This is a genomic window from Lutibacter sp. (assembly GCF_046055765.1).
In the GTDB taxonomy this organism is placed as follows: domain Bacteria; phylum Bacteroidota; class Bacteroidia; order Flavobacteriales; family Flavobacteriaceae; genus Lutibacter.
The window spans coordinates 1-7,806 of sequence record NZ_JASFZF010000041.1; the positions used below are offsets into that span (position 1 = coordinate 1).

At 29.6% G+C, this 7,806-nt stretch carries 8 protein-coding genes and 1 tRNA gene; 8 read left to right on the top strand and 1 reads right to left on the bottom strand.

The genetic code is table 11. The features are described from left to right. Positions 1 to 191, bottom strand: a 191-nt coding sequence (locus QM495_RS05175) for an acyl-CoA dehydrogenase family protein (RefSeq protein WP_408671048.1), incomplete at its 3' end; no start/stop codon positions are given. 326 nt (positions 192 to 517) lie between these two features. Here QM495_RS05175 and QM495_RS05180 point away from each other — a divergent pair. The 8 genes from QM495_RS05180 (at position 518) to QM495_RS05215 (ending at position 7,805) form a co-directional block, all read left to right on the top strand. Continuing rightward, complete coding sequence (locus QM495_RS05180; RefSeq protein ID WP_408671049.1) at positions 518 to 1,750, top strand: Glu/Leu/Phe/Val dehydrogenase dimerization domain-containing protein; 1,233 nt, start codon at positions 518 to 520, stop codon at positions 1,748 to 1,750. Positions 1,751 to 1,763: 13 nt separating this feature from the next. Continuing rightward, a complete protein-coding gene (gene nhaD, locus QM495_RS05185; protein ID WP_408671050.1) occupies positions 1,764 to 3,128 on the top strand; it encodes a sodium:proton antiporter NhaD in 1,365 nt (454 codons plus the stop codon). Between the two features lie 99 nt (positions 3,129 to 3,227). Further along, on the top strand, positions 3,228 to 3,920 hold the full coding sequence (locus QM495_RS05190) for a MotA/TolQ/ExbB proton channel family protein (RefSeq protein WP_408671051.1): 693 nt from the start codon (positions 3,228 to 3,230) through the stop codon (positions 3,918 to 3,920). A gap of 92 nt (positions 3,921 to 4,012) precedes the next feature. After that, entirely contained in the window at positions 4,013 to 4,405 is a 393-nt protein-coding gene (locus QM495_RS05195; protein WP_408671052.1) for an ExbD/TolR family protein, read from the top strand. A gap of 1 nt (position 4,406) precedes the next feature. Beyond that, a complete protein-coding gene (locus QM495_RS05200; RefSeq protein WP_408671053.1) occupies positions 4,407 to 5,249 on the top strand; it encodes an energy transducer TonB in 843 nt (280 codons plus the stop codon). A gap of 5 nt (positions 5,250 to 5,254) precedes the next feature. Continuing rightward, entirely contained in the window at positions 5,255 to 6,472 is a 1,218-nt protein-coding gene (locus QM495_RS05205) for a bifunctional folylpolyglutamate synthase/dihydrofolate synthase (protein WP_408671054.1), read from the top strand. A gap of 284 nt (positions 6,473 to 6,756) precedes the next feature. Further along, positions 6,757 to 7,560 carry a hypothetical protein gene (locus tag QM495_RS05210; RefSeq protein WP_408671055.1) on the top strand — a complete coding sequence of 268 codons (804 nt, stop codon included), beginning with the start codon at positions 6,757 to 6,759 and terminating at the stop codon, positions 7,558 to 7,560. 170 nt (positions 7,561 to 7,730) lie between these two features. Beyond that, a tRNA-Val gene (locus QM495_RS05215) sits at positions 7,731 to 7,805 on the top strand. The last annotated feature ends 1 nt before the right edge of the window (position 7,806 follow it).

Genomic DNA, 7,806 nt, shown 5'->3' on the forward strand with positions numbered 1-7,806 from the left:
AAACCACTTCCACCATATTTTGGGTCAACCATCATTCCTAAAAAACCAAGCTCTCCCATTTTTTTTATTTGTTCAGTAGGAAATTGTTGTTTTTCATCTCGTTCTATTACTCCAGGTAGAAGTTCAATTTGAGCAAAATCACGAGCTGCGTCACGTATCATTATTTGCTCCTCAGTTAAGTTAAAATCCATAATTAATAACAGTTTTAAATAAAGGTTAAATTTTATTCAAATATAATGCTTTTTTAAGTGAATTTTTATTAAATATATAAAATATAATTATTCAAATACCATTTTTTTACAATAGGTATAAATACGCTATATTTTTAATATTTGTAAGATAAAAAGTTAGTGTAAGTAGATGAATTTAGTATATTTGTTGGAATTGAAAAATCTTTAAATATCAATCAAAAATTGAATTATGACACAATTATAGCTTTGAATTTGTTTAGTTTAAAATAGAGTGAAAAAGAGTTGTAAAAAGTAATTAATAACACATTTATTATTTGAAAATTAAGATGAAAGAATTATTAAAAAAGTATGAAAATAAAAAACCGGAAATTGTATTTCATTGGCAAGATCCAGAAAGTGAAGCAGAAGGTTGGACTGTAATAAATTCGTTAAGAGGTGGTGCAGCAGGTGGTGGTACAAGAATGCGTAAAGGGTTAGATATGAACGAAGTACTTTCATTAGCGAAAACAATGGAGGTAAAATTTACTGTTTCAGGACCGGCAATTGGAGGTGCAAAATCAGGAATAAATTTTGATCCAAATGATCCAAGAAAAAATGAAGTTTTAAGTCGCTGGTATAAAGCAGTTACCCCTTTGTTAAAATACTATTATGGTACAGGAGGAGATTTAAATGTAGATGAAATTAATGACGTAATTCCAATGACAGAAAATTGTGGTGTTTGGCATCCACAAGAAGGTGTTTTTAATGGGCATTTTAAACCTACTGAAGCTCAAAAAATTAATAGAATTGGTCAACTTAGGTTTGGAGTTGTTAAAGTAATAGTTGATAAAAAATACTCACCTGATTTAGAACGTAAGTATACGGTTGCGGATATGTTAACAGGTTATGGAGTTGCTGAAGCTGTAAATCATTATTATAACATTTATGGTGGTTCTATAAAAGGTAAAAAAGCTATAGTACAAGGTTTTGGAAATGTTGGTTCTGCAACAGCTTATTATTTAACTCAATTAGGAGCAAAAGTTGTAGGAATCATTGATAGCGTTGGTGGTTTAATTAACGAGGATGGTTTTACGATGGATGAAATAACGACCTTATTTTTACAAAAAGATGGGAATAAGTTAAATGCACCAAATTTAATTTCATTTGATAAAATGAATACTAGAATTTGGAATTTACCCGCTGAAATATTTGTTCCAGCGGCGGCTTCAAGATTAGTAACAAAGGATCAAGTAACTAAAATGATTGATGCTGGTTTAGAAGTAATTTCTCCAGGAGCCAATGTCCCTTTTGCGGATAAAGAAATATTCTTTGGACCAATTATGGAATTCACTGATAAAAAAGTAAGTTTGTTACCAGATTTTATTTCAAACTGTGGAATAGCAAGAGTTTTTGCATATTTAATGGAATCTAAAGTGAAATTACCAATGAAAGATGCATCAATTTTTGATGATACATCAACTACAATTAAAAATGCATTAGAAAATATATATAAGAAAAGTACAAGTAAACAAAATATATGTAAAACCGCTTTTGAAATAGCACTAAAACAACTAATTTAATTTTTAGCATAATATGGAAACACTCATTATTTTAATATTTATAGTAGGATATTTAGCAATTGCTTTAGAGCACAACTTAAAATTAGATAAGCTTATTCCAGCATTAGCCATGATGTCTATTTTATGGGCATTAGTAGCTTTTGGAATAGAAACTTTTCCAAATTGGTTTGATTCTGGAGCACATAAATTAGTAGAAGGGTTTTCTAGTTTCTCTATTGATGAAAAACATCATTTATTAGAAGAAACGTTATTGCATCATTTAGGGAAAACAGCTGAAATCTTATTTTTCTTATTAGGAGCTATGACTATTGTTGAAATTATAGATTATTTTGATGGTTTTGCAACATTTAAAAACTATATAAAAACTAAAAACAAGAAAAAGCTATTATGGATTTTTGCTATTTTAGCATTTACACTTTCTGCAATTATTGATAACTTAACAGCTACAATAGTATTAATTACTATTCTTCAAAAAATTATAAATGATAGAAATACTCGTTTGTGGTTTGCAGGGATTATAATAATTGCTGCAAATGCAGGTGGTGCTTGGTCACCAATAGGAGATGTTACAACCACGATGCTTTGGATTGGTAAAAAAGTTACTTCAGCCAAATTAATAGAATATTTAATTATACCTTCATTATTATGTATGGCTGTGCCTACATTTATAGCTTCATTTATGAAACCTTTTAAAGGAAATATTGCAAATATTGTTGTAGAAAGTGAAAATTCTGATAATAAATATGGACCTATCATGTTGTATTTAGGTTTGGGATCAATATTGTTTGTTCCAATTTTTAAAACTGTGACACATTTACCACCTTATGTTGGTATGATGCTATCTTTATCGTTTGTAGGTGTTTTTGCCGAAATTTATAGTAGATCACAATTTAGTATTTCAAATATTTTAGAAAATGAAGGAGATGATGTAGTTGGTTTTCATAGTCCGGTTCATAAATCGTTATCGAGAATAGAAATGCCAAGTGTATTATTTTTCTTTGGTATTTTAATGGCGGTTGCAGCTTTAGAATCTTTAGGGATGTTGTTTTTAGGTGCTAAGGGATTAGAGGCTATTATACCAAATTCAGATATAGTCGTTATGCTTTTAGGTGCTGGATCAGCAGTAATTGATAATGTGCCATTAGTTGCAGCAAGTATGGGAATGTTCCAAGAACCTTTAGATAGTCATTTATGGCATTTTGTAGCATACTCTGCAGGTACTGGTGGAAGCATGCTAATAATTGGTTCTGCTGCAGGTGTTGTAGCAATGGGAATGGAAAAAATTAATTTCTTTTGGTATTTTAAAAATATTACATGGTTGGCAGCTACAGGGTTTGTTGTTGGCGCCATTGCTTTTATGTTTTTAAGGACTTTTTAAAAAAAAAATAAACCCGAGAAATTTCTCGGGTTTTTTTATATATAAACTCTAAACAATTTTCATCATCTAATTCCGTTTAAGAAAAATATAATTTAATTTATGGCATTAACTATTTTACAGGATTCAACAGAAGCTTTAAGTGAAACAATATCTGAAGAGAAAACACTTTCTATTTATAAACTAATTATGGATGGTGGTTTAGGAGGACAAATTATTATTGCATTATTGGTTGTTTTGCTAGCAGTGGCATTGTATATTTATTTTGAACGATTTTTTACGATAAAAGCAGCATCAAAAACCGATAGTAATTTTATGAATCAGATTAGAGATCATATTTCTCATGGAAAGTTAGATGCAGCTAAAGTTTTATGTGCCCAAGCTAATTCACCAGCTTCACGTTTAATTGAGAAAGGAATTTCAAGAATTGGTAAACCTTTAGCCGATATAAATACAGCAATTGAAAATGCAGGTAGACTAGAAATTTACAAGCTTGAAAAAAATGTGAGTGTGTTGGCAACTATTGCTGGTGCAGCTCCAATGATTGGGTTTTTAGGAACTGTAATAGGAATGATTGTGGCTATTCACGAAATAGCAAATGCAGGAGGTCAAATAGATATTAAAATGTTGTCGGATGGTTTATACACAGCAATGACAACAACTGTTGCCGGACTTATTGTTGGGATTATTTCATACATTCAATACAATCATTTGGTAGTTAGAACCAATAAAGTTGTGTACGAAATGGAAGCTAAATCGGTGGAATTTTTAGATTTATTAAACGAACCAATATAGAAAATGAGGATTTGTTTAAATGTTTAATTATACATTCACAAAACATTAACAGATATAGCTAAACAATTAAACTATTCAACAAAAATTAGAATATGGATATTAGAGGTAGAAATAAAATAAATCCAAATTTTAATATGTCGTCAATGACAGACATTGTTTTTTTGCTACTCATATTTTTTATGATAACTTCAACATTGGTAACAACAAGTGCTTTAGATATATTATTACCAAAAGCAAGTGGAAAAACTGAAAACAAAAAATCAGTTTCAGTTAGTATTACTAAAAACTTAAGTTATTATATAGATAATAAAAAAGTAAATGAGTCTAAACTGGAACAAGATTTGTTATCATTATTATCAAAGAAAGAAAGTCCAACCATAGTTTTAAGAGCTGAAGTAGGAGTGCCTATTGAAAAAGTAGTTAAAATTATGGATATCGCAAACCGTAACAGATATAAAGTAATATTAGCCGTTAGACCAAAATAAAATGTTTAGTTTTTTAAATACAAAACATAAAAGAATATCAGCAACTTTAACTAGTATAATAATGAGTTTGTTATTGGTATCAATTTTTTTCTTTGGGATGACTTATTTAGATCCTCCAGAAGAATATGGCATTGCGATTAATTTTGGAACAACCAATTTTGGTAAAGGGAATATACAACCTACTGAACTTTTAAAGTCCGCACCACAAAAAATAGTAGAAAAACAAGAAGAAGTTATAGAAGAAATTTCTGAAAGTTCACCTTCAGTAAAAGAAGAAGTAATTACTCAAAATACTGAAGATGCCATCGCTATTCAAAAGGAAAAAGAGGCTAAAAATAAAGCCGATGAGGAAGCAAGAATAGAAAGGTTAAAACAAGAAGCAATTGCAAAACAGAAATCTGAAGAAGAAGCAAAGAGAAAAAAATTAGACGCTTTAATTGGAGGTATAAATAATTCAAATGGAACTGTAACCAAAGGAGAAGGAAACGATGCTAAACTGGGTGATAAAGGGAGCGAAAATGGAGACCTAAATGCCAGTGGGTATTATGGAAATGGAGGTGGAGGAGGTACAGGAGATTATAATTTAGGAAATAGAAAACCATTAAGTCGTCCAAAACCTAATTATATTTGTAATGAAGAAGGTTTGGTAGTGGTTAGTATTGAAGTTGATGTAAATGGTAAAGTTATAAAAGCAACAGCAGGTGTAAAAGGTTCAACAAATACAGCACAATGTTTATTGTCACAAGCTAAAGAAGCTGCTTTAAAAACAAAGTGGCAGCCAGATAAAAAAGCGCCTTCAAAACAAGTTGGAACTATAAAATATAGATTTTCATTATCTCAATAATTTTAATGAATTATACAGAAACTCTCGAATGGATGTTTGCACAGTTGCCAATGTTTCAAAGACAAGGTAAAACAGCATTTAAAAAGGATTTAACTAATAGCTTAGCTTTTTCGAAGCATTTGAACTATCCAGAAAAGCAATTTAAATCAATACATGTTGCTGGGACTAATGGAAAAGGTTCAACAAGTCATATGATTTCTTCAGTACTACAAGAAGCCGGTTATAAAGTTGGGTTGTACACTTCGCCTCATTTAAAAGATTTTAGAGAACGAATTAAAATAAATGGAGAACTAATTTCTAAAAATGAAGTAGTTGAATTTATAACTGATAATAACCAATTTTTAAAGAAATATAAACCTTCATTTTTTGAAATGACAGTTGGTTTAGCTTTTAGTTGTTTTGCAAAACATGAAGTTGATATTGCTGTGATTGAAGTTGGATTAGGAGGTAGATTAGATTCAACCAATATTATCTCTCCAGAAGTTTCAGTAATAACAAACATTGGATTAGACCACACGCAGTTTTTAGGAGAAACTTTACCTGAAATTGCCTTTGAAAAGGCAGGGATTATAAAAAATAAAATTCCCGTTGTTATAGGTGAATTTCAAGAGGTAACCTATTCAGTTTTTAAAGCAATTGCTGAAGAAAATGGTGCCCCTATATTTTTGGCTTCTTCTATAATTGATGAGAATTATCAATCAGATTTAAAAGGAATTTATCAAATAAAAAATATAAAAACGGCACTTCAAACTATACATGTTTTAATTCAGCAGGGTTTAATTATTTCTGAAGGAAACATTCAAAAAGGTTTCAATAATGTAGTTGAAAATACAGGGCTTTTAGGACGGTGGCAACTTTTAAATAAAAAACCAAAAGTAATTTGCGATACAGGACATAATAAAGAAGGTTTAAGTTATGTTTTTGAACAATTAAAGCAAGAACCTTACAATAAACTACATATTGTTTTAGGTGTTGTGAATGATAAAAATTTAAACTCAATTTTGCCATTATTTCCAAAAAAAGCAACGTACTATTTTTGTAAGCCAAATATTCCTCGTGGACTAAATGAAAGTGAGTTACAAGCAACTTGCTGTAAATTTAACTTGGTTGGAAATAGATATAACTCTGTAAATGACGCTTACAAAGGTGCTCTAAAGTCAGCAAATAACGAAGATTTAATTTTTATTGGAGGTAGTACTTTTGTGGTTGCTGAAGTTTTATAAAAGACTAAATTATCTGTTGAATTAATAAAATAAACCTTCTTTTTTTGAAAGAATAATTTTTTTATCCTATTAATATTATTATATTAGTAAAAATTAACAAGTTAATATACAGAGCTTTATAGCAATAAATATCCTTTAAATTGCTAACTTATTACCTCATAATTAAATTGAAGTACTACTAATCAATCCTATTTTATATATAGGAAATTTTCACTCCAAACAACATTATATTTAATTGTTTTAAGATTTACTATACCTATTTAACACTAACTAAAAATATTTTTATGAAAACAATAAAAAAACTATTGTTGGCAATGCTTGTGCTTGCCTTTATGTTTACAACAAGAACAATTGCTCAAGAAGATACAAAAGAAGAGTTTAAACCAGTTTATATAACTGTAACAACAGCTCATAGAAGTTCTGATCCAGATGTTGATTATTCAGATTGGCTAAAAACAGAGCAGGAATACTTTGATAAAGTAACTATTAAAAATGATTTAATTATTGGATCGGGTTTTTATTTTCATTATTTCACTCCAGATGATTCTGAAGTTAAATTAGTTTCGGTTTATAAATCTTGGGAAGATATTGATAAAGCTAATGGAGTGACAACTAAATTAGTAAATGAAGGTTGGCCAGATGAGGATGAAAGAAAAGCTTTTTTCAAAAAACAAGGTAGTTATTACGGTCCTATGCATAGTGATGAAATATATACTTCATTACCATTTCAAAAAGATTATACCACAGAGTCTAAAGAACCAATGATTTTTTATGTAAAAGTAAATCAGTCGGGTGATGGAGGTAAAGGGTTTAAAGAATACTTTGAAAATGTGACTATGAAAAATTCATATATAAAGGGATATTATACGCATAGACACCGTTGGGGATCAAATAGCCTTGATGCGGTTGAAGTTTTTGTAGTTGAAAATTTTGCAGATATTGAAAAAATATTTGAAGAAGATACTAAATTAGTTAAAGAACATTGGCCAGATGCTGATAAAAGAAAGGAATTTTTTAAAGAATATAGTAAAATATTTTCAGGACATGGAGATTTTATACTAACGAATGTTCCTGAGCTTTCAAAATAAAGCTTAATTAATATATTGACTCTGAACCAATTGGTTCAGAGTTTTTTTATGTTTAAAATTAATGCAAATTAAGGAGAATCCTATTCTAATTGAATTTTAAAAAATAAACTAATTTTTTATTAAAAAGCTTTGTGTAATACAAATTCTAGTTATATATTTGCATCCGCTTAGGGCAATTAGCTCAGTTGGTTCAGAGCACCTCGTTTACACCGAGGGGGTCGGGGGTTCGAATCCCTCATTGCCCAC